This is a genomic window from Actinomadura rubrisoli, assembly GCF_004349215.1.
Taxonomy (GTDB): Bacteria; Actinomycetota; Actinomycetes; order Streptosporangiales; family Streptosporangiaceae; genus Spirillospora; species Spirillospora rubrisoli.
Genome location: NZ_SMKU01000117.1, coordinates 1 through 24,939, shown reverse-complemented (window position 1 = coordinate 24,939; position 24,939 = coordinate 1). Strand labels below are relative to the sequence as shown.

At 74.0% G+C, this 24,939-nt stretch carries 29 protein-coding genes; 19 read left to right on the top strand and 10 right to left on the bottom strand.

The annotated features are described in order from the left end of the window. On the bottom strand, positions 1 to 495 hold a 495-nt coding region (locus tag E1298_RS21900), incomplete at its 3' end, for a DUF6882 domain-containing protein (protein ID WP_131896149.1). Between the two features lie 132 nt (positions 496 to 627). Between E1298_RS21900 and E1298_RS21895 the strand changes: the two genes are divergently transcribed. Next, a complete protein-coding gene (locus E1298_RS21895) occupies positions 628 to 1,230 on the top strand; it encodes a hypothetical protein (RefSeq protein WP_243725724.1) in 603 nt (200 codons plus the stop codon). On the opposite strand, the gene ybaK is transcribed toward E1298_RS21895, so the two are convergent. Both ybaK and E1298_RS21885 read right to left on the bottom strand, forming a co-directional pair. Continuing rightward, the gene (gene ybaK, locus E1298_RS21890; RefSeq protein WP_131896147.1) at positions 1,114 to 1,611 is read right to left on the bottom strand and encodes a Cys-tRNA(Pro) deacylase; all 498 of its coding nucleotides are present in this window, start codon (positions 1,609 to 1,611) and stop codon (positions 1,114 to 1,116) included. The two genes, E1298_RS21895 and ybaK, sit on opposite strands and share 117 nt — an antisense overlap. 22 nt (positions 1,612 to 1,633) lie before the next feature. Beyond that, positions 1,634 to 2,296 (bottom strand): LON peptidase substrate-binding domain-containing protein, encoded by a 663-nt coding sequence (locus E1298_RS21885; protein WP_131896145.1) that lies wholly within the window; start codon positions 2,294 to 2,296, stop codon positions 1,634 to 1,636. 169 nt (positions 2,297 to 2,465) lie between these two features. Between E1298_RS21885 and E1298_RS21880 the strand changes: the two genes are divergently transcribed. From E1298_RS21880 to hisF, 8 genes are all read left to right on the top strand, one after another. Next, the gene (locus tag E1298_RS21880) at positions 2,466 to 3,278 is read left to right on the top strand and encodes a PhzF family phenazine biosynthesis protein (protein ID WP_131896143.1); all 813 of its coding nucleotides are present in this window, start codon (positions 2,466 to 2,468) and stop codon (positions 3,276 to 3,278) included. A gap of 78 nt (positions 3,279 to 3,356) precedes the next feature. Then, positions 3,357 to 4,664 (top strand): histidinol dehydrogenase, encoded by a 1,308-nt coding sequence (gene hisD / locus E1298_RS21875; RefSeq protein ID WP_131896140.1) that lies wholly within the window; start codon positions 3,357 to 3,359, stop codon positions 4,662 to 4,664. Continuing rightward, entirely contained in the window at positions 4,661 to 5,761 is a 1,101-nt protein-coding gene (locus tag E1298_RS21870) for a histidinol-phosphate transaminase (RefSeq protein WP_131896138.1), read from the top strand. Before hisD ends, E1298_RS21870 begins: the two co-directional genes overlap by 4 nt. Further along, positions 5,758 to 6,351, top strand: a complete 594-nt coding sequence (gene hisB / locus E1298_RS21865; protein WP_131896136.1) for an imidazoleglycerol-phosphate dehydratase HisB — start codon at positions 5,758 to 5,760, stop codon at positions 6,349 to 6,351. Before E1298_RS21870 ends, hisB begins: the two co-directional genes overlap by 4 nt. 2 nt (positions 6,352 to 6,353) lie before the next feature. Further along, positions 6,354 to 6,524, top strand: coding sequence for a hypothetical protein (locus E1298_RS48290; RefSeq protein ID WP_165975593.1), 171 nt, complete (start codon positions 6,354 to 6,356; stop codon positions 6,522 to 6,524). After that, entirely contained in the window at positions 6,521 to 7,162 is a 642-nt protein-coding gene (gene hisH / locus E1298_RS21860; protein ID WP_131896134.1) for an imidazole glycerol phosphate synthase subunit HisH, read from the top strand. Before E1298_RS48290 ends, hisH begins: the two co-directional genes overlap by 4 nt. Before the next feature lie 119 nt (positions 7,163 to 7,281). After that, a complete protein-coding gene (gene priA / locus E1298_RS21855) occupies positions 7,282 to 8,001 on the top strand; it encodes a bifunctional 1-(5-phosphoribosyl)-5-((5-phosphoribosylamino)methylideneamino)imidazole-4-carboxamide isomerase/phosphoribosylanthranilate isomerase PriA (RefSeq protein ID WP_131896132.1) in 720 nt (239 codons plus the stop codon). After that, positions 7,998 to 8,786 carry an imidazole glycerol phosphate synthase subunit HisF gene (gene hisF, locus E1298_RS21850; protein ID WP_131896130.1) on the top strand — a complete coding sequence of 263 codons (789 nt, stop codon included), beginning with the start codon at positions 7,998 to 8,000 and terminating at the stop codon, positions 8,784 to 8,786. The genes priA and hisF overlap by 4 nt, the downstream gene beginning before the upstream one ends. A 17-nt stretch (positions 8,787 to 8,803) precedes the next feature. Here the strand turns inward: hisF and E1298_RS21845 are convergent, their stop codons facing one another. Continuing rightward, complete coding sequence (locus E1298_RS21845) at positions 8,804 to 10,516, bottom strand: CocE/NonD family hydrolase (RefSeq protein ID WP_131896128.1); 1,713 nt, start codon at positions 10,514 to 10,516, stop codon at positions 8,804 to 8,806. 301 nt (positions 10,517 to 10,817) lie between these two features. On the opposite strand from E1298_RS21845, the gene E1298_RS21840 reads away from it, so the two are divergent. From E1298_RS21840 to E1298_RS21825, 4 genes are read left to right on the top strand one after another with little or no spacing between them, the layout of a single operon-like run. Next, entirely contained in the window at positions 10,818 to 11,324 is a 507-nt protein-coding gene (locus E1298_RS21840; RefSeq protein ID WP_131896126.1) for a hypothetical protein, read from the top strand. 58 nt (positions 11,325 to 11,382) lie between these two features. Next, positions 11,383 to 11,922, top strand: coding sequence for a sigma-70 family RNA polymerase sigma factor (locus tag E1298_RS21835; RefSeq protein WP_243725723.1), 540 nt, complete (start codon positions 11,383 to 11,385; stop codon positions 11,920 to 11,922). Then, positions 11,919 to 13,178 (top strand): hypothetical protein, encoded by a 1,260-nt coding sequence (locus E1298_RS21830; RefSeq protein ID WP_131896124.1) that lies wholly within the window; start codon positions 11,919 to 11,921, stop codon positions 13,176 to 13,178. Before E1298_RS21835 ends, E1298_RS21830 begins: the two co-directional genes overlap by 4 nt. Before the next feature lie 19 nt (positions 13,179 to 13,197). Further along, positions 13,198 to 13,512 (top strand): hypothetical protein, encoded by a 315-nt coding sequence (locus E1298_RS21825; RefSeq protein ID WP_131896122.1) that lies wholly within the window; start codon positions 13,198 to 13,200, stop codon positions 13,510 to 13,512. Positions 13,513 to 13,594: 82 nt separating this feature from the next. Here E1298_RS21825 and E1298_RS21820 read toward each other — a convergent pair whose 3' ends face one another. Beyond that, complete coding sequence (locus E1298_RS21820) at positions 13,595 to 14,770, bottom strand: winged helix DNA-binding domain-containing protein (RefSeq protein WP_131896120.1); 1,176 nt, start codon at positions 14,768 to 14,770, stop codon at positions 13,595 to 13,597. Positions 14,771 to 14,822: 52 nt separating this feature from the next. Continuing rightward, a complete protein-coding gene (locus E1298_RS21815; protein ID WP_131896118.1) occupies positions 14,823 to 15,155 on the bottom strand; it encodes a hypothetical protein in 333 nt (110 codons plus the stop codon). A gap of 144 nt (positions 15,156 to 15,299) precedes the next feature. On the opposite strand from E1298_RS21815, the gene E1298_RS21810 reads away from it, so the two are divergent. Continuing rightward, positions 15,300 to 15,938, top strand: coding sequence for a phosphorylase family protein (locus E1298_RS21810; protein WP_131896116.1), 639 nt, complete (start codon positions 15,300 to 15,302; stop codon positions 15,936 to 15,938). A 64-nt stretch (positions 15,939 to 16,002) separates the two neighbouring features. Here the strand turns inward: E1298_RS21810 and E1298_RS21805 are convergent, their stop codons facing one another. The 4 genes from E1298_RS21805 to E1298_RS21790 form a co-directional block, all read right to left on the bottom strand. After that, the gene (locus tag E1298_RS21805) at positions 16,003 to 16,443 is read right to left on the bottom strand and encodes a hypothetical protein (RefSeq protein WP_131896114.1); all 441 of its coding nucleotides are present in this window, start codon (positions 16,441 to 16,443) and stop codon (positions 16,003 to 16,005) included. 90 nt (positions 16,444 to 16,533) lie between these two features. Next, positions 16,534 to 17,850 carry a hypothetical protein gene (locus E1298_RS48285; RefSeq protein ID WP_165975592.1) on the bottom strand — a complete coding sequence of 439 codons (1,317 nt, stop codon included), beginning with the start codon at positions 17,848 to 17,850 and terminating at the stop codon, positions 16,534 to 16,536. Positions 17,851 to 17,941: 91 nt separating this feature from the next. Continuing rightward, a complete protein-coding gene (locus E1298_RS21795; protein ID WP_424923117.1) occupies positions 17,942 to 19,777 on the bottom strand; it encodes an ABC transporter ATP-binding protein in 1,836 nt (611 codons plus the stop codon). Between the two features lie 2 nt (positions 19,778 to 19,779). After that, positions 19,780 to 21,627 (bottom strand): ABC transporter ATP-binding protein, encoded by a 1,848-nt coding sequence (locus tag E1298_RS21790; protein ID WP_131896110.1) that lies wholly within the window; start codon positions 21,625 to 21,627, stop codon positions 19,780 to 19,782. Positions 21,628 to 21,768: 141 nt separating this feature from the next. On the opposite strand from E1298_RS21790, the gene E1298_RS21785 reads away from it, so the two are divergent. The 5 genes from E1298_RS21785 to E1298_RS21765 all read left to right on the top strand — a co-directional run bounded on the left by E1298_RS21785 (position 21,769) and on the right by E1298_RS21765 (position 24,725). Next, positions 21,769 to 22,491, top strand: coding sequence for a TIGR03085 family metal-binding protein (locus E1298_RS21785; protein ID WP_131896108.1), 723 nt, complete (start codon positions 21,769 to 21,771; stop codon positions 22,489 to 22,491). A gap of 253 nt (positions 22,492 to 22,744) precedes the next feature. Further along, complete coding sequence (locus E1298_RS21780; RefSeq protein WP_026405868.1) at positions 22,745 to 22,951, top strand: cold-shock protein; 207 nt, start codon at positions 22,745 to 22,747, stop codon at positions 22,949 to 22,951. Positions 22,952 to 23,053: 102 nt separating this feature from the next. Further along, on the top strand, positions 23,054 to 23,437 hold the full coding sequence (hisI, locus tag E1298_RS21775) for a phosphoribosyl-AMP cyclohydrolase (protein ID WP_131896106.1): 384 nt from the start codon (positions 23,054 to 23,056) through the stop codon (positions 23,435 to 23,437). Beyond that, complete coding sequence (locus E1298_RS21770) at positions 23,434 to 24,063, top strand: TIGR02234 family membrane protein (protein WP_131896104.1); 630 nt, start codon at positions 23,434 to 23,436, stop codon at positions 24,061 to 24,063. Before hisI ends, E1298_RS21770 begins: the two co-directional genes overlap by 4 nt. Continuing rightward, positions 24,060 to 24,725: a response regulator transcription factor gene (locus tag E1298_RS21765; RefSeq protein WP_131896102.1), complete on the top strand. Its 666-nt coding sequence runs from the start codon at positions 24,060 to 24,062 to the stop codon at positions 24,723 to 24,725. Before E1298_RS21770 ends, E1298_RS21765 begins: the two co-directional genes overlap by 4 nt. Positions 24,726 to 24,939: the final 214 nt, after the last annotated feature.

The window sequence follows — 24,939 nt, the reverse complement described above, 5'->3', positions numbered from 1 at the left end:
TGTGTATAAGAGACAGGGGTCCCAGCCGGCGGGCGGGGCCTGGGGGTCGTCCACGTGCAGGTAGGCGGAGCCGCCGTCGTAGCCCGCGCCGATGTACCCGGCGCCGCCGAGGACGCCGCCCGCGGCCATCGCGATGAGCTCGCCGCCGTGCCCGGCCGGCCCCTCGTACCAGGACAGGTCGACCTCGGGGGTGGTGAACTCGGTGATGCCGAGCCGCTCGCCGAGGGCGCGGATGGCCAGCGTCGGGCCGACCGCGGGGTGCGCGTCGCCGAACTGGGGGTTGGCCCAGCCCCACAGCCAGGTGCGCTCGCGGGCGGCGTAGCTGCCGAGCAGCGACACCCGCACCTTGACGCCGCCGCTGGCGTAGGTGCGGGCGGTGAGGTCGGCGCTCCAGTCCTCGCGCGGGAGGAACTCGGCGAGCGTCTCCTGCTGTTGCAGGACGACGGCCGCCAGGGCGGCGCCGAGGCGTTCGAACGCGGGGCTGAATCCGGACATGTCGGGCACATTATCCCAGTGATCGGGGCGGTTGTGGGCGGGAATCGAGCACCGTTCGATGGTCGATTCGGCTGAGGCGGGCAGGCTAGGCTTTCGCTGTCATCAGGACACCTTCATCTAGGAGCGTACGAGGTGCGGCGACCGACCGGGAGGCTCTTCGCGACCTGGGTGGTCACCACCGTCATCGTGGCCCTGCTCGGCCCGCCCGCCGGGCTGCTGTGGGCCAAGATCGCCCCCAAGGTGACGTACGTGATCGTCCAGGGGCAGCCGCTGCTCGCCGACCCCGAGGGGCAGGGCCCCATCGGGATCGACGCGCGGTTCGCCCTGATCGCCCTCGTCGCCGGGCTGCTGTGCGGCGTCGCCGCCTACGCGGCGGGCGGGCGGCGCAACGACGTCGCGCTGATCCTCGGGCTGGCCGTGGGCGGCGCCGCCGCGGCCGTGCTCGCCTGGCGGACCGGCCACATGGTCGGGCTGGACGCCTTCCACCGGGCCGCCCGCCACGGGCGCGACGGCTCGACCGTCACCGGCGTCGCCGACCTGCGCGCCAAGGGCCTGCTGGTGTTCTGGCCACTGCCGGCCGTCGCCGCGTACGGGCTGCTGGAGCTGGTGTTCCGGCGGCTACCCGCGGGCGATGGCGGCCAGGCCGGCGCCGGTGAGGCGGACGAGGTCGGCGGGCAGGAGCTCGATCTGCAGTCCGCGCCGTCCGGCCGAGACGTAGACGGTCGCGAGCCCTGACACCGACGCGTCGACCACGGTCGGCAGCCGCCTGCGCTGCCCCAGCGGGCTGATCCCGCCGACGACGTACCCGGTGGCGCGCTCGGCGTCGCCCGGGTCGGCCATCCGCGCCTTCTTGCCGCCGGCCGCCGCCGCGAGCGCCTTGAGGTCGAGGCTGGACGACACCGGGACGACGCCGACGGTGAGCCGCCCGTCCACCTCGGCGAGCAGCGTCTTGAAGATCCGGTCGTGGGCGATGCCGAGCGCGTCGGCGGCCGCCTCCCCGTAGGACCCGGCGTTCGGGTCCGCCTCGTAGGCGTGCAGCGTGAAGTCGATCCCGGCCTTGGCGGCGGCGACGGTGGCCGGGGTCCCCCCGGCCCCCTTGGGCTTGGCGGCGCTCATGGGGACAGTCTGCCCGCGCCGATCAGTTCGGGGCGAACGAGCCGTCCAGGAACTGGCCCGCCGGGATCATCGGGAGCGAGTCCAGGATGCGGTTCTCGCGGGCGAGCAGATCCCGCTCGGCCGCGAGCCGGAGCGCGGCGTCCTCGCACTCCAGGAGGCGCTGCTTGTCGTGCCCGTCCAGGACGACGGAGGCCGCGATGACGTAGGACAGCCGCACCGGGTCGTCCGGCAGCTCGATCTCGTCGGCGATCCCCACCCCGGCCACGGCCAGCAGCTCCCGGTACAGCAGGAACAGGCGGCGGACGCGCCGCGCCACCGGGGCGGCGCCGGTCCCCGGCTCCTCGGGCAGGAACTCCACCTCGCCCTGAAGGTAGGGCCGCGACCGGTCGAGCCCCTTGAGCCGGAACCGGCGGGTGCCGATGGTCATGATGTCGTACCGGCCGTCCGGGTGCGCCGTCACGTCGTGCAGTTCGGCGACGCAGCCGACCTCCGCCAGGCGGCGCGCCGACTCGTTGCCGACCTCGTGGCCGAGCTCGATGCCGACGACGCCGAACCGGCGCGGTTCGGGCCGTTCGAGGAGGTCGCCGACCATCAGGCGGTAGCGCTCCTCGAACAGGTGCAGGGGCAGCACCAGGCCGGGGAACAGGACGGTGCCCAGCGGAAACAGGGCGAGCCGCTCGGTCACAGGGGTCTCCCATGTTTCTGGGCGCCCCGGGACGGCGCCCCACGCGCCAGGGTACGTGCCGACCAATGATCTTGGTATGCCGTGATTTCTCACAGTGTGAAGCCCGGCGGGCCATTTTCCCGGGATCAGCGGTATCACCTGCGGCGCGGCGGTCGCTAACGTCGTCGGCATGAGGATCCTCGTCGTCGACGCCTTCACCGGACGCCCGTTCACCGGCAACCCCGCCGGGGTGTGCCTGCTCAACGACCCCGCCGACCCCGCCTGGATGCAGCGGGTCGCGGCGGAGATGAAGCACGCCGAGACGGCGTTCGTCCGTCCCGTCGAGGACCCGGAGGCGGACTACGAGCTGCGCTGGTTCACGCCGAAGGTCGAGGTGGCGCTGTGCGGGCACGCCACCATGGCGAGCGCGCAGGCCCTCTACGACACCGGGACGGTCGCGCCCGGCCGTCCGATCCGCTTCCTGACCCTCAAGAGCGGCGTGCTCACGGTCACGCGGGACGAGGACGGGGTGCTGTCCATGGACTTCCCCGCAGGCCCGCCCGCGCCCGTGGAGGCCCCCGCCGAGCTGGCCGACGCGCTCGGCGTCCCCGTGCTGTGGACCGGGCGGAACTCCCAGGCCGACCTGCTCGTGGAGGTCGCGGACGAGACGGCCGTCCGCGAGCTGGCCCCCGACATCGCCGCGCTCGCCCGGATCGACGGCCGCGGGGTGATCGTGACGGCGGCGGCGGACGCCGGGCAGGAGCACGACTTCGTGTCGCGCTTCTTCGCCCCGCGGGCGCTGCCCGACGACGGCGAGGACCCGGTGACCGGGTCGGCGCACTGCGCGCTCGCCCCCTACTGGGCGCGGCGGCTCGGCCGCGACGCCCTGACCGGCTACCAGGCGTCGGCCCGCGGCGGCCACGTCCGCGTCGTCCTGCGCGGCGACCGGGTGATCCTCTCCGGTTCGGCCGTCACGGTCCTGGACGGCACCCTCAAGATCTAGCGTTCCCAAGGCCGACACGGACGTCTCGGCACGTGAGACGGTGCGCGAGTGGCGGAGGGCACTCCGTAGACTGTGCGGGTGATTTCCCGTATCGACCTGCGCGGCTCGCTCCCCGGCGACCTGCGCTCCGTGCTGCCCCGCGCCGATCTCGACATCGAGGCCGCCCTGGACAAGGTGCGGCCCATCTGCGAGGACGTGCGCCATCGCGGCTCGGCGGCGGTACGGGAGCACACCAGGACCTTCGACGGGGTGGAGCTGGAGCGCACCCGGGTGCCGGACGAGGCCGTCCGCGAGGCCCTCGGCGGCCTCGACCCGGCCGTCCGCGACGCGCTGGAGGAGAGCGTCCGCCGGGCCCGCGCCGTGCACCGCGCCCAGCGCCGCGCCGACGTGACCACGCAGGTCGTGCCGGGCGGCACCGTCACCGAGCGCTGGATCCCGGTCGGGCGCGTCGGGCTGTACGTGCCGGGCGGCCGCGCCGTGTACCCCTCCAGCGTGGTCATGAACGTGGTCCCGGCGCAGGAGGCGGGCGTCGCCTCGCTGGCCGTCACCTCGCCCGCCCAGAAGGAGTTCGGCGGCCTGCCGCACCCGGCGATCCTCGCGGCCTGCGCGCTGCTCGGGGTCGAGGAGGTGCACGCGGCCGGCGGCGCCCAGGCCATCGCGATGTTCGCCTACGGTACCCAGGAGTGCGCGCCCGCCGATCTGGTCACCGGGCCCGGCAACGTCTACGTCACCGCCGCCAAGCGGCTGCTCAAGGGCGTGATCGGCATCGACGCCGAGGCCGGGCCGACAGAGATCGCCATCCTCGCCGACGACACCGCGAGCCCGGTGGAGGTCGCCGCCGACCTGATCAGCCAGGCCGAGCACGACCCGCTCGCCGCCGCCGTGCTGGTGACCGACTCCGTCCGGCTCGCCGACGCGGTCGAGGACGAGCTGAAGGCCCAGGTGGCCCGCACCCGGCACACCGAGCGGATCACCGAGGCCCTGGCCGGCCGGCAGTCCGGCATCGTGCTGGTCGACGGCGTCGACGACGGCCTCAAGGTCGTGGACGCCTACGCCGCCGAGCACCTGGAGATCCAGACCGCCGACGCCGCCGCCGTCGCCGCCCGCGTCCGCAACGCCGGCGCGGTCTTCGTGGGCCCGCACGCGCCGGTGTCGCTCGGCGACTACCTCGCCGGGTCAAACCACGTGCTGCCGACCGGGGGGTGCGCCTGCCACTCCTCCGGGCTGTCGGTCCAGTCGTTCCTGCGCGGCGTCCACGTCGTGGAGTACGACCGCGCCGCCCTCGCCGACGCGACCGCCCGCGTGGTGGCGCTCGCCGAGGCCGAGGACCTGCCCGCCCACGGCGCCGCGCTGAAGGCGCGCTTCGGCTGGGGGATCCCCTCGTGACGTCCCTGTCCGACCTGCCGATCCGCGACGACCTGCGCGGCCAGGAGCCCTACGGGGCGCCGCAGCTGGACGTGCCGTACGCGCTGAACACCAACGAGAACCCCTACCCGCCGTCCGAGCGGCTGGTGAAGGCCCTCGGCGAGGCCGTCGCGGACGTCGCCGGGACGCTCAACCGCTACCCCGACCGCGACGCCGTCGCGCTCCGCGACGACCTCGCGGCGTTCCTGGACGCCGACACCCCCGGCCTCGGGCTCACCGGCCGTCGGGTGTGGGCCGCCAACGGCTCCAACGAGATCATCCAGCAGGTCCTCCAGGCGTTCGGCGGCCCCGGCCGCGCCGCGCTCGGCTTCGAGCCGTCCTACTCGATGCACCCGGTCATCACCCGGGTGTCGGGCACCCGCTGGGTGAACGCCTTCCGCGACGAGGACTTCGGCCTGGAGCCGGAGCGGGCGGTGGCGGCGGTCGAGGAGCACCGGCCCGACGTGGTGTTCCTCACCTCGCCGAACAACCCGACCGGCACCGCCCTGCCGCTGGAGGCGATCGAGGCGGTCCTGAAGGCCGCGCCCGGCATGGTCGTGGTGGACGAGGCGTACGCGGAGTTCCGCCGTGCGGGGACGCCCTCGGCGCTGACCCTGCTGGGCGGCCACCCGCGGCTGATCGTCACCCGGACGATGTCCAAGGCGTTCGCGATGGCCGGCACCCGCCTGGGGTACCTGGCCGCCGATCCCGCCGTCATCGACGCGCTGCTGCTGGTCCGGCTGCCGTACCATCTGTCGGCGGTGACCCAGGCGGTGGCGCGCACGGCCCTCGCCCACGGCGCGGAGCTGCTCGGCGGCGTCGAGGCGCTGCGCCGCGAGCGCGACGCCGCCGTCGCGTGGCTGCGCGCCGAGGGGTTCGCGGTGGCCGACTCCGACGCCAACTTCGTCCTGTTCGGGACGTTCCCGGACCGGCGGCGCGTCTGGGAGGCCATGCTCGGCGAGGGCGTGCTGATCCGGGAGGTGGGGCCGCCCGAGTGGCTGCGGGTGAGCGTCGGCACCCCGGAGGAGATGGCCGCCTTCCGTACCGCACTGAAGAACGCGATGAAGGAGAGTCTGTGACGCGCAAGGGCAGAGTCGAGCGCGGGACCAAGGAGACCCAGGTCCTCGTCGAGATCGACCTGGACGGCACCGGGCAGGTCGACGTGGCCACCGGGGTGGGGTTCTTCGACCACATGCTGGCCCAGCTCGGCAAGCACGGGTCGTTCGACCTGACCGTCAAGACCGCCGGGGACCTGCACATCGACAGCCACCACACGATCGAGGACACCGCCATCGCGCTCGGCCAGGCGTTCCGGGAGGCGCTGGGCGACAAGTCCGGCATCCGGCGCTTCGCCGACGCCTCGATCCCGCTGGACGAGGCGCTCGCCCAGGTGACGGTGGACGTGTCCGGCCGCCCCTACCTGGTGCACGTCGAGCCCGAGGGCATGGCCCCGATGATCGGCCCGGAGTACGACACGACCATGACCCGGCACGTCTTCGAGTCGTTCGTGTCCAACGCGCAGGTGGCGCTGCACGTCCACGTCCCGTACGGGCGCAACGCCCACCACATCGTCGAGGCCCAGTTCAAGGCGCTGGCGCGCGCGCTGCGCGACGCGGTCGCCTTCGATCCGAAGGTGCACGGCATCCCTTCCACCAAGGGGGCGCTGTAGCGGTGGAGATCGGCGGCCAGACCTTCACCTACGCCAACGTCGCGGTGTTCGCGGTCGCGCTGTTCCTGCTCGCGGGCGTCTACAGCTTCGTCAAGCAGGGCCTCAAGATCGCCGCGCTGCTGGTGCTCGTCCTCGCGGGGCTGGCCTTCGCCGGGGGAGTGATGTGGCTGTGAGCCCGGGCGTGGTCGTCCTGGACTACGGGTCGGGGAACCTGCGGTCGGCCGAGCGGGCCGTCGCCCGCGCGGGCGCCGAGGTGACCGTCACGGCCGACTGGGACGCCGCGCTCGCCGCGGACGGCCTGGTCGTCCCGGGCGTCGGCGCGTTCGCCGCGTGCATGGCGGGCCTGCGCTCGGTGCGCGGCGACCAGATCATCGGCCGCCGCCTCGCGGGCGGCCGCCCCGTCCTCGGCATCTGCGTCGGTATGCAGATCCTTTTCGGCAAGGGCATCGAGCACGGCGTCACCACCGAGGGCTGCGACGAGTGGCCCGGCACGGTCGAACGCCTGGACGCGCCGGTCGTCCCGCACATGGGCTGGAGCACCGTGGACGCCCCGGGCGGCTCGGTCCTCTTCCAGGGCATGGACGCGGGCACCCGGTTCTACTTCGTGCACTCCTACGCCGTCCGCCGCTGGGACCTGGAGCCCGACCCCACCGGCCGCATCGAGCCGCCGCTGGTGACGTGGGCCGAGCACGGCGACCGGTTCGTCGCGGCCGTGGAGAACGGGCCGCTGTGCGCGACGCAGTTCCACCCGGAGAAGTCCGGCGACGCGGGGGCTGCGCTCCTGCGCAACTGGCTCTCCACCCTCTCCTGACCGTCCCACGCCCGCTCCACGCCCGTTCCACGCCCGCCCCCACGTCCGTCCCACATTCGCCCCACGGCGGCGCCCGCCACGGCGCGGGCGCTCTCCATCAGCCTCGATAGGGTTTCCGCATGACACTGACGCTCCTTCCCGCGGTCGACGTCGCCGGCGGCCGGGCCGTCCGCCTGGTCCAGGGCGAGGCCGGCACCGAGACCTCCTACGGCGCCCCCCTCGACGCCGCGCTGGCCTGGCAGGACGCGGGAGCGGAGTGGATCCATCTGGTCGACCTGGACGCCGCGTTCGGGCGGGGCTCCAACCGCGAGCTGCTCGCCGAGATGACCGGGCGGCTGGAGGTGAAGGTGGAGCTGTCGGGCGGCATCCGCGACGACGCCTCGCTGGAGGCGGCCCTCGCGACGGGCTGCGCGCGCGTCAACATCGGCACCGCCGCGCTGGAGGACCCCGCCTGGTGCCGGAAGATCATCGCCTCGCACGGGGACCGGATCGCGGTGGGGCTGGACGTGCGCGGCACGACCCTGGCCGCCCGGGGCTGGACCCGCGAGGGCGGCGACCTGTGGGAGGTCCTCGCCCGCCTGGAGGACGACGGCTGCCCCCGCTACGTCGTCACCGACGTCACCAAGGACGGCACGCTGCGCGGCCCCAACACCGACCTGCTCCGCGAGGTGTGCGCGCGCACCGACCGGCCCGTCGTCGCGTCCGGCGGCGTCTCGTCCCTGGACGACCTGCGCGCCCTGGCCGGGCTCACCGGCGAGGGCGTCGAGGGCGCCATCGTCGGGAAGGCGCTCTACGCGCAGGCGTTCACGCTCGAAGAGGCCCTGGAGGCGGTCAGGTGAGCGTCGCCGTACGGGTCATCCCCTGCCTGGACGTGGACGCCGGCCGCGTGGTCAAGGGCGTCAACTTCCAGAACCTGCGGGACGCGGGCGACCCGGTGGAGCTGGCCCGCCGCTACGACGCCGAGGGCGCCGACGAGCTGACGTTCCTCGACATCACCGCCTCCAGCGGCGACCGCTCCACCACCTACGACGTGGTCCGCCGGACGGCCGAGCAGGTGTTCATCCCCCTGACCGTCGGCGGCGGCGTCCGCACCGTCGACGACGTCGACCGGCTGCTGCGCGCGGGCGCCGACAAGGTGTCGGTCAACACGGCCGCGATCGGGCGCCCGGAGTTCCTCCGCGAGGCGGCCCACCGGTACGGCTCGCAGTGCGTCGTGCTGTCGGTGGACGCCCGCCGCGTCCAGCCTTCCGGAGGGCCCTCCGGAAGGCCCGGCACCCCCTCCGGCTTCGAGGTCACCACGCACGGCGGCCGCGAGGGGACGGGCATCGACGCGGTCGAGTGGGCCCGCCGCGGCCAGGAGCTCGGCGTCGGCGAGATCCTGCTCAACTCCATGGACGCCGACGGCACGAGGGACGGCTTCGACCTGGAGCTGCTCGCCCGGGTCAGGGCGGCGGTGTCGGTGCCCGTCATCGCCAGCGGCGGCGCGGGAAGCCTCGCGCACTTCGCGCCCGCGGTGGACGCCGGGGCGGACGCCGTGCTCGCCGCCAGCGTCTTCCACTTCGGCGACCTGAGGATCTCCGACGTGAAGGAGGCGATCGGCGCGGCCGGGCACCCCGTCCGCTGACGGCCCCGGCCCCGGGGTCAGCGGGGGTCCTCCTCGGCCGGGGCGGGGACGGTGGCCTCGGCGGACCGCTCCACCACCGGCAGCAGGACCGCCGACGGGTGCCCGGGGTCGTGGAACACCTCCTGGTGCGCGTCGACCATCGTCCGGGCCGTGGCGAGCGGCTCGCCGGTGCCGGGATTGGCCGCGACCTTGGGGTGGGCGCCGCTGGTGACGTGCACGCGGACGCGGTGGCCGCGCGGGAAGCGGTGCCCGGTGGGCCACAGGTCTACCGCGACGCGGCGCACGCCGGCCGTCCCGGCGGGCTTGGCCCCGGCGGCGGGCAGGCGCAGGCCGCCCTCGCAGACGTTGCGGGACGTCCCGTCCGGCGCGACGTCGCAGAGCCGTACCACGAAGTCGGTGTGCTCGCGGTCGGACCGGACGAACAGGTCGGCGGCGACCGGCCCGATCACGTCGAGGTCGGCGGCGAGGACGGGCGAGGTGAACACCAGCACGTCCGGGCGCCGCTCCAGCGGCCGGTTGTCGACGGGGCGCGAGCTGCCGAGCAGGGTCGGCCCGCCGAGCGCGGGCGTCGGCCGCGCCGGGTCGAACCGGTAGGTGCTCGGGGGCGCGTCCTGCGGGCCGTCCTCGCCGAGCCCGCCGCCGGCGTGCAGGTGCCAGCGCTCCTGGCGCATTCCGGGCGGGGGCCAGTCCCGGTAGTGGCGCCACTCGCGCGCCCCCGTCACGTACAGGCGGACGGGGTCGGCGCGCAGCCCGGACGGGTCGCCCCGCAGGTGCGCGCGGAACCACGCGAGCGACTCCCGGAACGACACCAGGCCGTGCCGGGCGTCGGTGTGCCACCAGGGCCCGATGGTGAGGAAGGGGCGGTGCCCGGCGGCCCGCAGCGCCAGGTAGTCCTTCAGCTCCCACGGCAGGAACACGTCGTACCAGCCGCCGAGCAGGTTCACCGGCGCGGCGACCTCGCCGACCCGGCCGCTGAAGTCGCGCTTGTCCCAGAAGCCGCCGCCGGGCGCGTGGTTGGCGAGCAGGTCCTGGTAGAACCGCATGGGCGCGCCGCCCGCCAGCACGTCCAGCTCCGACAGCGGGCGGCCGGACCGGGCGGCCCGCACGGCGCGGCGGCGCGACAGCAGCGGCGCGGTGAGCATGCCGAACGGCTCCTGCTGGCGGTGCGTCAGGCCGGTCCAGGAGAGCGTGGACTCCAGCGCGAACGACCCGCCGACGTACGCGGCGTCCCGGAACGACGACGCCGTGATCTGCAGCGACATCGCCTTCAGCTCGGGCCCGGCCTCCGCCGCGACGGCCCACGCCGAGTAGCCCAGGTAGCTGGCGCCGTAGGTGCCGAACGAACCGCTGAACCACGGCTGCCGCTTCAGCCACTCCACGGTGGCGAGCCCGTCGTCGTGCTCGCTGCCGAGCGGGTCGAACTCGCCGCCCGAACCGAACGTCCCGCGCGCGCTCTGTACGACGAGTTGGAAGCCGAACGGGACGAACGGCAGACCGTTGAGCACCGCCGCCGGTCCGCGGCGCCCGTACGGCGTCCGCACCAGGATCGTGGGCGGCGGGCGGCGGACGCCCGTCGGGACGTACCGGTCGGCCAGCAGCGTCACGCCGTCCGGCATGGTCACCGGCAGGTCGCGCTCGGCGGTGTAGCGCGGCAGGCCCCGGGGGCGCGGGATGCCGCGCGGGCGGCGGAGCCTGATCGGTGGAGCGGGCAGTCGGTCCCTGAGGGCCATGCGGTCTCCTGTGCGCGCCGTACGACCCCGGCGGGGTGGCGGTGTCCGTCGGCCGGATCGATGGGGCTACTACCTAGTAAGGTAGCCGATCGGCCAACCCTTGCCGTTGGCGGGCCGAGGGATTCTCTGGGATCGTGGCGCTCACCGAGACAGCAGGGGGAGTACGAGGATGTGGCCCGGGTCGAACCCGCCCAGCGGACCGCCGCCCATGGGACCCGGCCCTGGGGGTCCGCCCTGGGCGCCGCCGCCCGCCCGACCGTCGCGCGCCGGGCCGAGCGCCGGCTGGTACACCCTGCCCATCGTGTTCGCCCTCGTGGCCGTGGTGGGGATGGCCGTCATGCTCGCCCTGTTCTGGGACGACTCCGAGGCCGCCTCCGGGCCCTCGGAGGTCGGTGACGCGCGCTCCGGGGTGAGCGTCGAGCTGACGGAGGGCCGCGGTTACTTCCTCTACGTCCGGGACGGCGCCTCCACCCCGCGCTCCTGCACCGTGCGGGTGGGGGATGCGTCCGGGCCCGTCCGGCTGACCACGAAGAACTCCTGGGCCGAGTCCGACCACCAGTCCTACCGCTACGTCGGCTCGTTCGAGGCGCCGGTGAGCGGGCAGGCGAAGCTGACCTGCGGCGGCGTGAGCGGCCCGCTGCTGGTGACACCGGACGACACCATCCACGCCTATCTGGGCCTGTCCGTGCTGGTCGCGGTCCTGCTCGGCGTCCTCGCCATCCTGGCGTTCGTGTTCCTCCTCGTCCGGCGAGGCAACGCCAGGCGAGCATCCGCCTCCGCCTCGGTCCCCGGCCCGTATCCGTACTGAGCGCGAGAAAGTCCGGCCCGGGAGGTAAACCATCCCGGCGCACGTTCGTCTCTGGCCCGTGACGTCCCACCAGACAGTAGAGGCCATCGCCTTGCCGCTCGCGCGCGCCGATGACGGGTACGAGGAACTGTTCACAGGCCACTTCTGGGGCCTTGTCCGGCTCGCCACGCTCCTCGGGGCCGACGACGCCGAGGACGTGGTCCAGGACGCGTTCGTCCGCCTGCACCGCAGGCGCGGGAGGCTGCGCGACCAGAACGCGGCCCTCGCCTACCTGCGCTCCAGCGTCTGCAACGCCTGCCGCAGCCGGCTGCGGCACCTGCGCATGGCGCGGCGCAAGCACGCCCAGCTCGCCCCGCCCGGGGAGGCGGGCTCCGCCGAGCACCACGTCGTGCACGGCGAGGACGTCCGCGCGCTGCTCCAGGGCGTCGCGGCACTGCCCGCACGGCAGCGCGAGGTGCTCGTGCTGCGCTACTGGCTCGATCTGAGCGAACGCGACATCGCCGACGCGCTCGGGATCGCCGCCGGAACCGTCAAGGCCCACGCGGCCCGCGCCATCGCCGCGCTCGGCGAGCGACTGAAGGACGAGGACACGGCATGAATCCCATCGAAGAGCAGCTCAGGGACGCCTTCGGCGCGCACGCGGAGACGGTCCGCCCCCACCCGGGCGCCCACGCCGAGAACGCCCGCAGGATCCGCCGGGCGAGGGCCCGCCGCATGATCACGCTCCCCACGGCGGGCGTCGCGCTCGCCACCGCCGCCGTCACGCTCGCCCCGGTCGCGCTGCCCGGATTCCGGGACGACGCGCCGGTCGGTGCGGCGGGGGCGTTCCCCGGGGCCCTGGTGAAGCAGTCCACGATCGTCCGGATCCCCGCGGGGCTCCCCGGCGGCGCGGCCTTCACGGCCGACACCGTCGGCGCGGACGGCACGGTGCTCGGCCGCTCCGCCGACTCCCGCGTCTGGCGGGCGGGGGCCCGCGGCGGGACGCCCCGTCCGCTCGGCGTCCGCGCCCAGGGCGGCCTCACGGCGGGCCCCGGCCACGTCACCTGGATCGAGCCGGGGAAGTGGGAGCTCAAGTGCCGGACGCCCGACGGCGCCACCCGCGTGATCGGCCCCCAGGGCGCCACCGCCGAACGGCCCGTCCTCGCGAGCGGCGGCGCGATCATCGGGAGCGACATCATGGAGCAGCCGTTCGTGACCGGCGGCTGCGCCTCTCCAGGCAGGGTCATGGACACCCGCGGGAAGGGGAGCCTCGGCCTCGCCGTGGCGTTGTCCTACCCGACCGCGTTCGTCACGGACCTCCACAGCGACCGGGTCGTGCGCGAGGTCGACGTCCGGACGGACAAGGTCATCAGGGAGCATCCGCTGCCCGCCGGCGTGAAGCCGCAGGCGATAGGCGGAAACCTGCAGGGCGGTTCCGGACAAGTAATAGTGGAGGCTCCCGCGTCGTACCCGTTCAAGGTGCGGGGCGGTGCCCGGAAGGGTGCCTCCACTCAGAAGAAAGTGCGGATGCAGGTCCTGGGGCCGGAGAAGGCGATTGTGGAACAGCGATGGCAGGCAGCGGCCAACGACCGCTACTTCGCCTGGGCGGTGGACGGCGTTCTGCGGATCGTCGACCGGGAGGACTGGAAGCGGACGATCACGCCGCTCCGAGGGCGGACGTTCTCGCCAGCGCAGGCCGCCCTCGGGCGGCTCACCGCGGGCGACCGCGTGATCGCCTACACGGCCGCGGGACGCTCAGTGGTGTACGACACGCGCACGCGCGTCGCCGCCACTTACCAGGGAGAGGTTTATGCGGCGGGAGACTGGTTGCTCTGGCGGGCCGGGAACGACTACCGGCTGGCACGGGTGCGCTGATTCGGGGGAGGCCAAGGCTGTGTGCGGACCATACGAGACCGAGGAGGACGCCTTCACCGAGGTGCGCGACATCTACGCGGGGCATGCCAAGCGCGGCGTCATGCGGGCGCGCACGCTCGACCTGCTGCTGCGCGCCTGCGCGGAGCACGGCGTCGAGGTGGGCGGCTACGACCGGCGGGTGCTGCGCTGGCTGGCCGCGCAGCCCCCGGAGACGGCACAGGTGATCGCGAGCCTCATCGCCCGTGCCGCCGACCCGGGCCCGGACGCCGCGGAGGCGCCCGCCGGGCCGGTGGCCGGGCAGGCGTGTGCGGGGGGCTCGCTCGTCAGACCGTGAGCCTGTCAGGCCGGGAGCTCGTCAGGGCGGAGCTCCTCAGGCGGAGCCTGCCAGGGCGTGAGCTCGTTCTGCTGTGAGCTCGTCAGGCCGTCAGCTCGCGTTCCAGGGGGGTGCGGAAGCGCGGGACCGCGCGGACGTCGCCGTACCAGGCGGCCGTCCGCGCGGCCTCGTGCTCGATGGCGGCGCGGGCGCCGGCGCCGACGTCCTCCAGGAGGCGCAGGGCGATCTCGCCGTCCTTGCGCTGGGCCCAGCCGCCGACGATGCGGCCGTCCCACCAGATGGACGGGCCGATGTTGCCGTTGCGGTCGAACAGGGCGGGCCCGTGGTCGCCGAGGTACCAGCCGCGCGCCTGCCAGCCCATCGGCGTGGGGTCGAGCGCGGGCAGCAGGGCGGCCCACGGCTCGGGCGGGGCGACCGGCTCCAGGTCGTCGGCGAGGACCAGGCCGGTGGTGCCGTCAAGGTCGACCTCGGCCGTGTCGACGAGCGCCAGGGCCTTGCCGACCTCGCCGGCCGTCCAGCCCGTCCACCATTTGAGGTCGCCGGCCGGGGCGGGCCCGAAGGCGCGCAGCCACTGCCGGACGAGCTCGGCGCGGGCCGCGTCGGGCGGGATGTCGGGGACGCCGCCGGGCAGCCACGCCTCGACGGGCGCCCACCGGTACTGGCTGCTGATCCAGGTGCCGTTCGGGCGGCCGCGGACGATGCGCCCCTCGCAGCCCAGCGTGACCAGCACCCACGTGGTGATGTTCGTGGGCCTGGAGTAGGGCTTGCCCGGCGCCGGGTCGACCTGCGTGCGCAGCCGCGGCTCGTCGGCGCTGAGCTGCGCGCCCGTCGCCTCGCCGCGGGCCAGCAGCGCCCGGTGGGCCGACTCCTCCACGTCCGCGAAGAACGCGGCGGCGTCGTCGACGACGCCGGCCCGCTCGATGAAGCGGGAGTAGGTGCGACGCTGCTTGACCGCCAGCGCGGTGGCGGTGGACGCCTGGAGGACCGGGACGAGGCCGACCGGCGCGACGAACATCGTGCGGCGCATCGCGAGCATCCGCAGCAGGGTGCGGTCGTCGTAGAGGGCGCGCTCCACCGCCGCCGGGGCGGCCCGCACGCTGCGGGCCGCGACGGACAGGAAGACCGTGGCCGGGTCGGTGGCGTGCAGGACCACCAGGGACCGGGCGATCTCCGGGACGTCGTCGGTCCGCTGGGCGGCGGCCAGCCGGTGGCGGCGGCCCAGGCGGGCGCGCCGCTCGGCGGTGCTCATCGAACGCATGAGCGAATACTACGCGGGCGACCGCCCGGTCATCGCAGTTCCGGGCCGGACCTCAGGCGTTATGCGAGATCTTGACGATGACGTTGTCCTTGGTCACGGACTGAACGGAGATGTCGAAACCGTCGGACTGCTGGTTGTCGCCCACCGGGACGATCACCGTCTCTCCCGCGATCTTGAGCGTGACCGTCTCGCCCTTCACCTTCACCAGTTCGGCCTTCACGCCGAGGATGGAGGCGCTCGCGTCCACGCCGCGCTCGAAGGTCACGGTGCAGGAGTTGGTGTTGCAGCTGGTGGAGCTGTTCTCGCCGCCGCACGCGGCGAGGGCGCCGAGGGGCAGCAGGAGAAGGGGCAGGACGGCCAGCTTCCGGCGTACGGAGGAGGTCATGCCGGCGAGTCTACGAGCCCGGCGCCGTCCCGTCCGCCCTACGGGAGAGGGATTCGCGCGGAGCGCGAGTAGTACCGGATGATGACGCGGGCTCCTCCGGCCGGGGAACTGGATCTTCGGTGGGCGCCGTGTTTCGCTGGTGGGATGACCAGTGACGATGCCGGGGAGTGGCCGCCCATGGTCGGCCCCGTGGTGTGCACCGGGCTGCGCGTGGAGGCCCGCGCGGTGCGGCGCGGCTTGGCCCGCACGCCCGTCGTGGTGGTCGGCTACCGGGCCCGCCGCGCCGACCGGCTGCCGGCGTCCTGCGCCGCGCTCGTGATGATGGGCTTCGGCGGCGCGCTCGACGAGCGGCTGCGGCCGGGCGACGTGGTCGTGGCCGACGAGATCCGCGGCGCCGGCGCCCCGGTGCCGTGCAACGCGGCGCACCTGCTGGCCGAGGAGCTGATCCGGGACGGCCTGAGCGTCCAGGTCGGGCCCCTGGTGACCACCGACCATGTGGTGAGCGGCGCGGAGCGGGCCGTGTGGGCGGCCCAGGGCGCGCGTGTCGCCGACATGGAGTCGGCCGTGGTCGCGGCCCGCGCCGGGCGGAGGCCGGTCGCCGCCGTCCGGGTCGTCGTGGACGGTCCGGGCCGTCCGCTGCTGCATCCGGGCACGCTCGCCCGCGGGCTGGCCGCCCGGCGGATCCTCGCGCGAACCGGTCCGGCGCTGGAGCGCTGGGGCGCGCTCCTGGTCAGCCGCGGCGACGTCGACGGAACCGAGGGCACCGGGGTCCGCACGCCCTGACCCGGCCGTCCGCGCCACCGGCGGGGACGGCCCAGGCGGGCCGCTCGTGCGGACCGCCCGCGCGTCAGCCGTGCTTCATCCCCGGCATGTCGCCCATCCCGTGCGTCTCACCCGACACCACGCGGCCGCCCAGGTCCTTCTGCAGCGACTGGAGGGTGGCCGGGGTGCTCACGGCCACCCAGCGCGTCCCGACCAGGTACGTGCCGCCCCAGGGCTTGGCCTCCTCCATCCAGGAGTTCAGCCCCTTGTCGGTGGTGAAGCTGACCAGGACGTACTGGCCGCGCGAGTTCTTGCAGTTCCCCTGCTGGAGCTCCTGGGCCTTGCGCTGGCCGCTCAGGGCGCAGCCCGTCCGCACGGCGAGCTCGTCGAGGCCGGCGGGCGTCCCCTCCCGGTCGCCGCTGCCCGCGGCCTTCGACTCGCCGCTGCAGCCGGCCGCCATCGGCAGTGTCAGGGCGGCGGCGCAGCACAGCAGCGCCGCCTTGCTTGCGTGGTTCAGGGAGCCCATGGCCCGTCCTCCCGGGAGAGATGCGCGAATTCCAAGCGGCAGTACGCATCCCGCCCGGGGAGGGGTTCAGCCGGCGGGCGTCCCGCGGGCTCAGTTCATCAGGCGCGCGGCCGCCGCGGCCCGGACGCCGGGCTCCTCGGCGGAGTCGAGGTGCAGCCGCTGGAGGCGGATCCGCGTCTCCTGGGTCAGGGGCGCGAACCGGACGGCCTCGCTGCGGACGCCCTCCTCGCAGTCCCAGAGGCCCTCGACGGTGTACGCCTCGGCGGTGTGGGGGGCGGTGCGGCCCAGCGCGGCAAGGATGCGCGGCCGCAGGAAGGCGTAGGTCGACTCGGTCCAAGCGGTCTTCAGCAGGGGGGCGGCCTCACCGGCGCGCAGGCGGCCGAGCCCCTCGATCGGGCTGGCGGCGTCGCCCCATTCGCGCCGGTCGACGGCCACGCGCAGCTCGTCCATGAGCAACGGGATGTCCTGGCGGGTGCCGTGCCGCGCGAGGATGCGCAGCCCCATGTCCTCGCAACCGCCCCGCGCAGCCGCCCACGCGCGCGCTCTGGGAAGGGTCTCCGGGCCGTACTCCCGCAAGGCTCTGCACACCGCTCCGCCGACCCTGCTGGGCCGTTCCGGAAGCAGTTCCTCCGCGAGGTCGAGCAGCGCGAAGGTCTTCCTGCGGCCCAGTTCGAAGATGGCGGCGATGGCCCCGTCGTCCCGCCGCCTGGCCAGCTCCAGCAGCTCGTCCTCGGAACGGTCGGCCCGTTCCCCGGCCGTACTGACCGGCCTGCGCGCGCGCCCCGCCTCCCGCCGCAGCGCCAATGCCTCGGCTATCCGCGGCTGCCGCGCCGCCCACATCTCGATCACCCGGTTGTGCCCGCCCGGGATCAGCATCCGCAGCTCCGATTCGTCGCAGCGGGCGGCCACCAGCGTGTCCAGGCCGACGGCCAGCGACGGGTCCTCAAGGAAGATCAGCTCGTCGAGCGCGTCGAACCACTGCGTGCCCTCCTCCGCGTACTGCCGCAGCAGGACCGCGGCCTCCCGCCGGCTCAGCCGCACCAGCTCGGAGAGGACCTCCAGCGTGAGCCGCACCCGCGCGTCGTCGGAATCGGCCTGGTCGGACTGGTCGGGTAGGTCGGGTAGGTCGGGTGGGTCGGACTGGTCGGGTGGGTCGGCCTGGTCGGACGGGTCGAACAGGTGCTCGGCCAGCGGCGCGATCGGCATCTCCAGGTCGACCATCAGCCGGGCGTAATACAGCCCTCGTGTCTCACATTGCCGATCCCATCGTGGATCCCGCCGGATGCAGTCGTAGACGTACTCGCCGGCGCCCGGCTCGTCCGCCGCGCGCCGCGCCGCTCTGCCCAACCCCCGCTGCATCTGTCCGTGCAGCGTCTTCGCTGATTCCAACACGACCTCGTTACTCACTCCTGCAGAATGCGCACTCGACCAGATATCGGGCAAGTGCTTTACCCCAGGTCGTCATGTCCTCACTCGGGCCCGGACCCATGATCCCGCCTCAGATGGCGCGCTGCGCCGCCCACGACGCGTGGAGGTCGGCGTAGACGCCCGGGCGCGCCACGAGCTCGGCGTGCGGGCCGCGCTGGACGATCCGCCCCGCGTCGAAGACGATCACCTCGTCCGCCGCCTCGGCCGTGGACAGCCGGTGCGCGATGGAGATCGCGGTGCGGCCCCGGGTCACGCCGTCCAGCGCCCGCTGGATCCGCACCTCCGTCGCCGGGTCGACCGCCGAGGTCGCCTCGTCCAGGACGAGCAGGTCCGGGCCCGCGATGTAGGCGCGGGCCAGCGCCACCAGCTGCCGCTCGCCCGCCGACAGCGACTCGCCGCGCTGCCCCACGGGCGTGTCCAGGCCCTGGGGGAGGCCCTCCAGCCAGTCGGCCAGGCCCAGCTCGGTCAGGGCGAGGACGAGGTCCTCGCCGGACGCCTCCGGCCTGCCGTACCGGATGTTGTCGGCCAGCGAGGCGTCGAAGAGGAACCCGTCCTGCGGCACCATGACGATCCGCTCCCGCAGGGACGAGAACCGGACCCGGCCGAGCGGGACGCCGTCCACGAGGACCTGCCCGGACGTCGGGTCCATGAGCCGCGTGAGGAGCTTGGCGAACGTGGTCTTGCCCGACCCCGTCTGCCCCACGATCGCGACCCGGCCGCGGGGCTCGATCGCCACGTTCACGTCGTGCAGGACGGGCGGGCCGTCCGGGTAGGCGAAGCCCACCGACTCGAACCGCACCTCGATCGGCCCGCGCGGCAGCGTCTCGCCGTCCTCGCCGGGGTCGGCGACGTCCGGGACGGTGTCCAGGACGCCGAGGACCCGCCGCCACCCGGCGATTGCGTTCTGCGCCTCGTTGAGGACCTCGGTGGCCGTCTGAAGCGGGCTGACGAACAGCGTCACCAGGAACAGGAACGCGACCAGCTCACCGGCCGTCAGCTGCCCGTCGATGCCCAGCAGGACCCCGGCCACCACGACCCCGGCGGTCGCCATGGCGGCGACCAGTTCGCTGACCGGGAACGTGAGCGCGACCATGCCCTGCGCCCGTGTCTGGGTGGCGCGGTGCGCCTCCACGGTCTCGTCCACCCGCTGTCCGGTGCGCTCCTCCGAGGCGTACGCGCGGATGACCGACGCGCCCACCACCGACTCGCTGACGGCAGCCAGCAGGTCGCCCATGCGCTCGCGCACCTGCGTGTAGGCGGCGGAGACGATCCGCTGGAAGCGGCGCAGCGCGAACGCCAGCGGCACGAACGCGACCCAGACGAGCAGGGCGAGCTGCCACGAGTAGACGAGCATCAGCGCGCTGGCCACCACCAGCTGACCGATCGACACGATGAACATCAGCCCGCCCGACTGCATGAACTGGCTGATCTGGTCGACGTCGCCCGTCACCCGCGACACAAGCGCGCCCCGCCGCTCGCCGCTCTGGGTGAGCATCGACAGGTCGTGGACGTGCCGGAACGCCTTCACCCGGAGGCCCGCCAGGCCGCTCTCGGACGACTTGTACAGCCGCACGTTCATCGCGTACGCGGACACGGCGGTCAGCACCACGGCGACGGCGCACAGCAGCACCGCCGTGCGGATGAAGCCGATGTCGGGTCCGCCCGGATGCCCCAGCCCCTTGTCGATCGTCTGCTGGACGGCGATGGGCACCACCAGCCGTCCCGCCGTCGCCACCAGCGCCAGCGCCAGCGTCCCGGCCAGGCCCGTCCGGAACTCGGGGCTCATCCGGAGGCCGCGCCGGAGCGTGCTCAGCGCGCCCTCGGTGGTGCTGGTGCCGCTGAGCCCGCCGCCGGGCCGCCGCCCCGGTCCTCCCGGTTTTCCCGGCGCCTTCACGGCGCGGTCCATCGTCATGCCATGGCCTCCTCGCCGCCCTCGGCGGCCTCGTGTTCCGCATCGGCGCGCTGGTACGCGTTGACGAGGTTGCGGTAGCCCTCCGAGCTCTCCAGCAGCTCGTCGTGGGTGCCGTGCGCGGTGACGCGGCCGTGGTCGAGGTAGACGACCTCGTCCGCGAGCGCGATCGTGGCCTTGCGGTAGGCGACGACCAGGACGGTCGCGGCGCCCTCCCCGTCCGCCGACTGCGCCTCGCGGAGGCTCTGCAGGATCCGCGCCTCCACCTGAGGGTCGACGCTGGACGTCGCGTCGTCCAGGACGAGCAGCCGGGGGCGCCGGACCAGCGCGCGCGCCAGCGCGAGCCGCTGGCGCTGCCCGCCCGACAGGGTCGCGCCGCGCTCGCCCACCCGGGTGTCGAGCCCGTCGGCGAGCGCCGCGACGAAGCCCTCCGCCTGGGCGAGCCGGAGCGCCTCCCAGACCCGCTCGTCCGGGACGTCCAGCCCGAGTGTCACGTTCCCGCGCACGGTGTCGTCGAAGAGGAACGTCTGCTGCGGGACGAGCGCCGCCGTCTCGGCCACGCCGCCCCGCCGCACGTCGCGCAGGTCCACGCCGTCCAGCAGCACCGACCCGTCGGCCGGATCCACCAGCCGGACGAGCAGCGACGTCAGCGTGGACTTGCCCGAGCCGGTCGGCCCCACCACCGCCACGGTCCGGCCGGGCGGGACGGTGAACGACACGTCGTGCAGGATCGGCCGGTCGGCGGCCCCGTCGACGGCTCCCTCGTAGGAGAACCGGACGTCGCGGACCTCCAGCGCGGTCGCCCTGCCCTCCTCCGGCGCGCGGTCCCCGAACGGCAGGGAGCCGCTCGCGTCCAGTACGCCCCGGACCCGCTCCCAGCCGACGACGCTGCGCGGCAGCTCCGCCAGCACCCAGCCCAGCGCCCGGATCGGCCACGCCAGCAGCGTGAACAGGTAGGCGACGTGCACGAGGTCGCCCGCCGTCATCGCGCCCGCCTCCAGCCGCAGCGACCCGATCAGCAGGACGGCGAGCACGCCCAGGTTCGGCAGCGCCTCCAGGACCGGGTCGAACAGGCCCCGGATCCGGCCCACCGCCACGTTCGCGTCGCGCAGCGCCATGGCCCGCTCCCCGAACCGCTCGGTCTCGGCCCGCTCGCGGCCGAGGGTCTTGACGACCAGCCCGCCCTCGAAGCTCTCGTGCGCGACCTCGCTGACCTCGGCCCGCAGCTGCTGCGCGCGGGTCGCCACCGGGGCCAGCCGCCGCTGGTAGACGACGTTGATCAACGCGATCGCCGGGAAGATCAGGAACCCCACCACCGCGATCGCCACGTCGGTGACCAGGATCGACACGGCCGAGATCAGCAGCATGAACACCACGCCGACCGCCATCGGCAGCGGCGCGATCGGCGCCCAGAGCGCCTCCACGTCGGAGTTGGCGTTGGACAGCAGCTGCCCGGTCGGGTGGCGGTGGTGCCACGCCAGGGGCAGCCGCAGGTACTGGCGGGTCACCTCGCGGCGGTAGGCGGCCTGCATCCGGTACTGCATGACGCCCGCGTAGAACCGGCGGCCCGCGACGCCCAGCGCCTTGAGCAGCGCGACCCCGACGATGGCGGCCACCGCCGCGGTCAGCGCCCCGGCGGTGGTGTGCCCGGAGCGGAACGCCGGGAGCATGACGTCCTCGGTCACCCGACCGAGGACCTGGGCGGTCGCGACGGTCATCGCCGCGTAGAGCGCGCTGCCGAGGACGGCGAGGGTGAAGACCCGCGGCTCGGCCCGCACCGCGACCCCGAGGACCCGCACCCCCTCCCGCAGGACATGTGGACTGACACGTCTGGACGCAGGTGGCACGGCGACTCCTCAATGCACGTTGGAGCCCGGGGAAATGCCCCCTGTTGTTCGGCGCTGTGGGGGTTTGCGGGCCTGGATATTCCCTACCATGCGGGCCCGGCGCTTATTCCCGGCCGGGACGCGGCGGCCTACGATCACCCAATGAGCACGCCCGAGGACGGCGCCGCGCACGAGACCCCGGCCCCCTCCGCGTCACCCGGTCCCGCGTCACCCGATCCGGTGCGTCGCGAACGCGAGCTGTTGGCCGCGGCCCTGGCGGAGGCCGGACCGGACGCCGCCACCAAGTGCGCCGGCTGGAACGCCCGCGACCTCGCGGCGCATCTGGTCGTCCGAGAGGGCCGGCCCGACGCCGCACCCGGAATACTCCTGCGCCCGCTGGCCTTCTACACCGAGCGCGTCCGGCGGCGCACAGCCCGTGCCGTTCCGTTCGACGGCCTGGTGGAACGCTTTCGGCAAGGTCCGCCGAAGTTCTCGCCGTACGCGCTTCCCGGCGTGGACAAAATCGCCAACGGCGTGGAGTTCTTTGTCCACCATGAGGACATCCTGCGTGCGCGTCCGGACTGGTCACCCAGGGAGCTGTCCGGCGAACTAGAGGGACTTCTCTGGCGACGGATAAAAATTGCCCGCTTTGTCCTGAGAAAGGTTCAGGTTGAGGTAACGCTCGTCCAGCCGGACGGCCGGAGCCTGAGAGTCTCAGGCGGCCGCCGCGCCAGCGGGGGAGGGCCTCGCGGAGCGGTGCGCGTGCACGGCCCCGTAGGCGAACTCGTCCTCTGGGCCCTGGGGCGCGGGGACGTCGCGAAGGTCCGTCTCACGGGGGCCACGGACTCTGTCAAGACCCTGACCGAGACCGGTTGGAGTCTTTAACGAGCAGGTAACGGCATGGTTCGCCGAGAGGGGAATCGCAAGCCTTGCGGCTCCTCCGCTTTACGCGGAACCGGTGATACGGTGGGCTCCGTCGGTTGCAGTCGTGGTTCTCGATCGTTTGTCCAGACGCCCGCGGACTGATGGCAGCGGGCGTTTTGGCTTTTCCGGGACCGTACGGGGGGCGAGAGCGTTCCGCAGCGACCGCGCCGGGCCCGCGAGGTGTGGGCCCATGTTTTGCCGCAAGGAGAAAGACATGCCCCAGCAGGGCACCGTGAAGTGGTTCAACGCTGAGAAGGGCTTCGGCTTCATCGCCGTCGACGGCGGAGGGCCGGACGTCTTCGTGCACTACTCGGCCATCCAGACCTCCGGGTACCGCACTCTGGACGAGAACCAGCGCGTCCAGTTCGAGGTGACGCAGGGTAACCGGGGTCCGCAGGCCGACCAGGTCGTCCCCCTGTAACACCCGTAGTCGTACGTCAGGGCCCGCCCTCCCTCCGGGGGAGCGGGCCCTTTCGTCGTGCCGGTTGCCGCATCCCGCGCCGCACCCGGCACAATGGAGCCCATGTCCGTTCGACCGTCCAACCTGGACCCCAAGATCGCAGACCGCCTGAAGCGCGACCCGAACGGCCTCGTGGCCGCCATCGCCCAGCAGCACGACACCGGCGAGGTGCTCATGCTCGGCTGGATGGACGACGAGGCCCTGCACCGCACCCTCACCACCGGCCGCTGCACGTTCTGGTCGCGCAGCCGCCAGGAGTACTGGGTGAAGGGCGAGACCTCCGGGCACCAGCAGTGGGTGAAGTCGGTCGCGCTCGACTGCGACGGCGACGCCGTCCTCGTGCGGGTCGACCAGGTCGGCGGCGCCTGCCACACCGGCGACCGCACCTGCTGGGACGCCGACGTCCTGGACGCCGTGGTCGGGGAACGCCCTGACGCCGGCTCATGACACCCGGGCGTGAGCGGGGCCTGACGGCCCTGCTGTGCGCCGCCGGGTCCGGGCTCGCCCTGCTCGCCGCCGGCCGCACCTGGGTCACCGTCCGGGCCGGCGACGCCATCACCCCCGTCGCCCAGAGCGTGAGCGGCCGCGACCTCGGCGGCACCGCGAGCGCCCTCGCCCTCGCCGGGCTGGCCGGCCTCGCCGCCCTGTTCGCCACCAGCGGCCGGGTGCGCGCCGCCGTCGGGGCCCTGATCGCGCTGTTCGGCGGCGGCATCGCCTACGCCTCCGCCCTCGCGGTCCAACGCTCCCAGGTCCGGTCCGCCGTGGCCGACAAGAGCACCCTGTTCAGCCTCAACCCCCATCCGGCCATGGACGTCAACCTGTGGTGGATGGTGTCGGTGACCGGAGGCGTCGTCCTCGCCGCGGGCGGCCTGATCACGCTCGTGCGGGGCGCGCGCTGGCCGGGGATGTCCGCCCGCTACGACCGCGGGACCCCGGCCGCATCCGGCGAGGACCGCACGGACGCCGAGCCGATCCCGGACGAGCCCGCCCCCTCCGACGTCGACCCGGCCGTCCTGTGGAGGTCGTTCGACCGGGGCGAGGACCCGACCGCCTCCCGAGACGGCAGGCCGTGACCACCGACGGCGGCGGCCTCGTCCTCGTCGTCGAGCACGACCCGGCCGTCGCCGAACTGCAGCGCCGCTACCTGTCCCGCGAGGGCTTCGAGGTCGAGATCGAGCCCGACCCCGCCCGCGCGCCCGCCGCCGCGGAGCGCATCGCCCCGGACGTCGTCGTCCTCGACCTGTCCACCTCCGCGCTGCCCGCCGACCTCTACCGGCGGGTGGCCGACGCCGCCGGGCCGGCCCCCGTCATCGCCGTCACCGGCCCCGTCGACCCGGCCGTCGGCCGCGCCCTCGGCGAGCACCGCGTCGACCGCCCGTTCGGCCCGCGCGTGCTGGTCGGCGCCGTGGGCGACGCGCTGCGCCGCGGCGTCCCCATCGAGACCCCGGGCGTCCTGCTGGCCGGGACCATCACCCTCGACCCCCGCGGCCGCACCGCCACGGTCGGCGAGCGCCGCGTGGCCCTCACGGTCACCGAGTTCGACCTGCTGGAGTTCCTCATGGGCAACCCGGGACGGGTCTTCACCCGCGAACAGCTCCTCGACGCCGCCTGGGGCCCCGGCGCCGGCGCGGGCAGCCGCACCGTCGACGTCCACGTCGCCCAACTCCGCGCCAAGCTCGGCGACGGCAGCCCCATCCGCACCGTCCGCGGCGTCGGCTACGTCCTCGATGCGTAGTCGATTCAACCCCGTGTTCATTCAATCCCGGCCCAGCGGGCTCGCCTAGCGGCTCGCCCGCTGACCGTGCTTGGTGCGAGCGCGAATCGCGTGCAAGCCGAGGCCACTTGAACAAGATTCCTTCGCGGCGGGGAGGTGAAGGGCGCTCTAGGGTGGGCGGTGTGAGTCGTGTATCCGTTCCGCCGCCTCAGCCCCCGCAGGGGAGCCCGCGTCC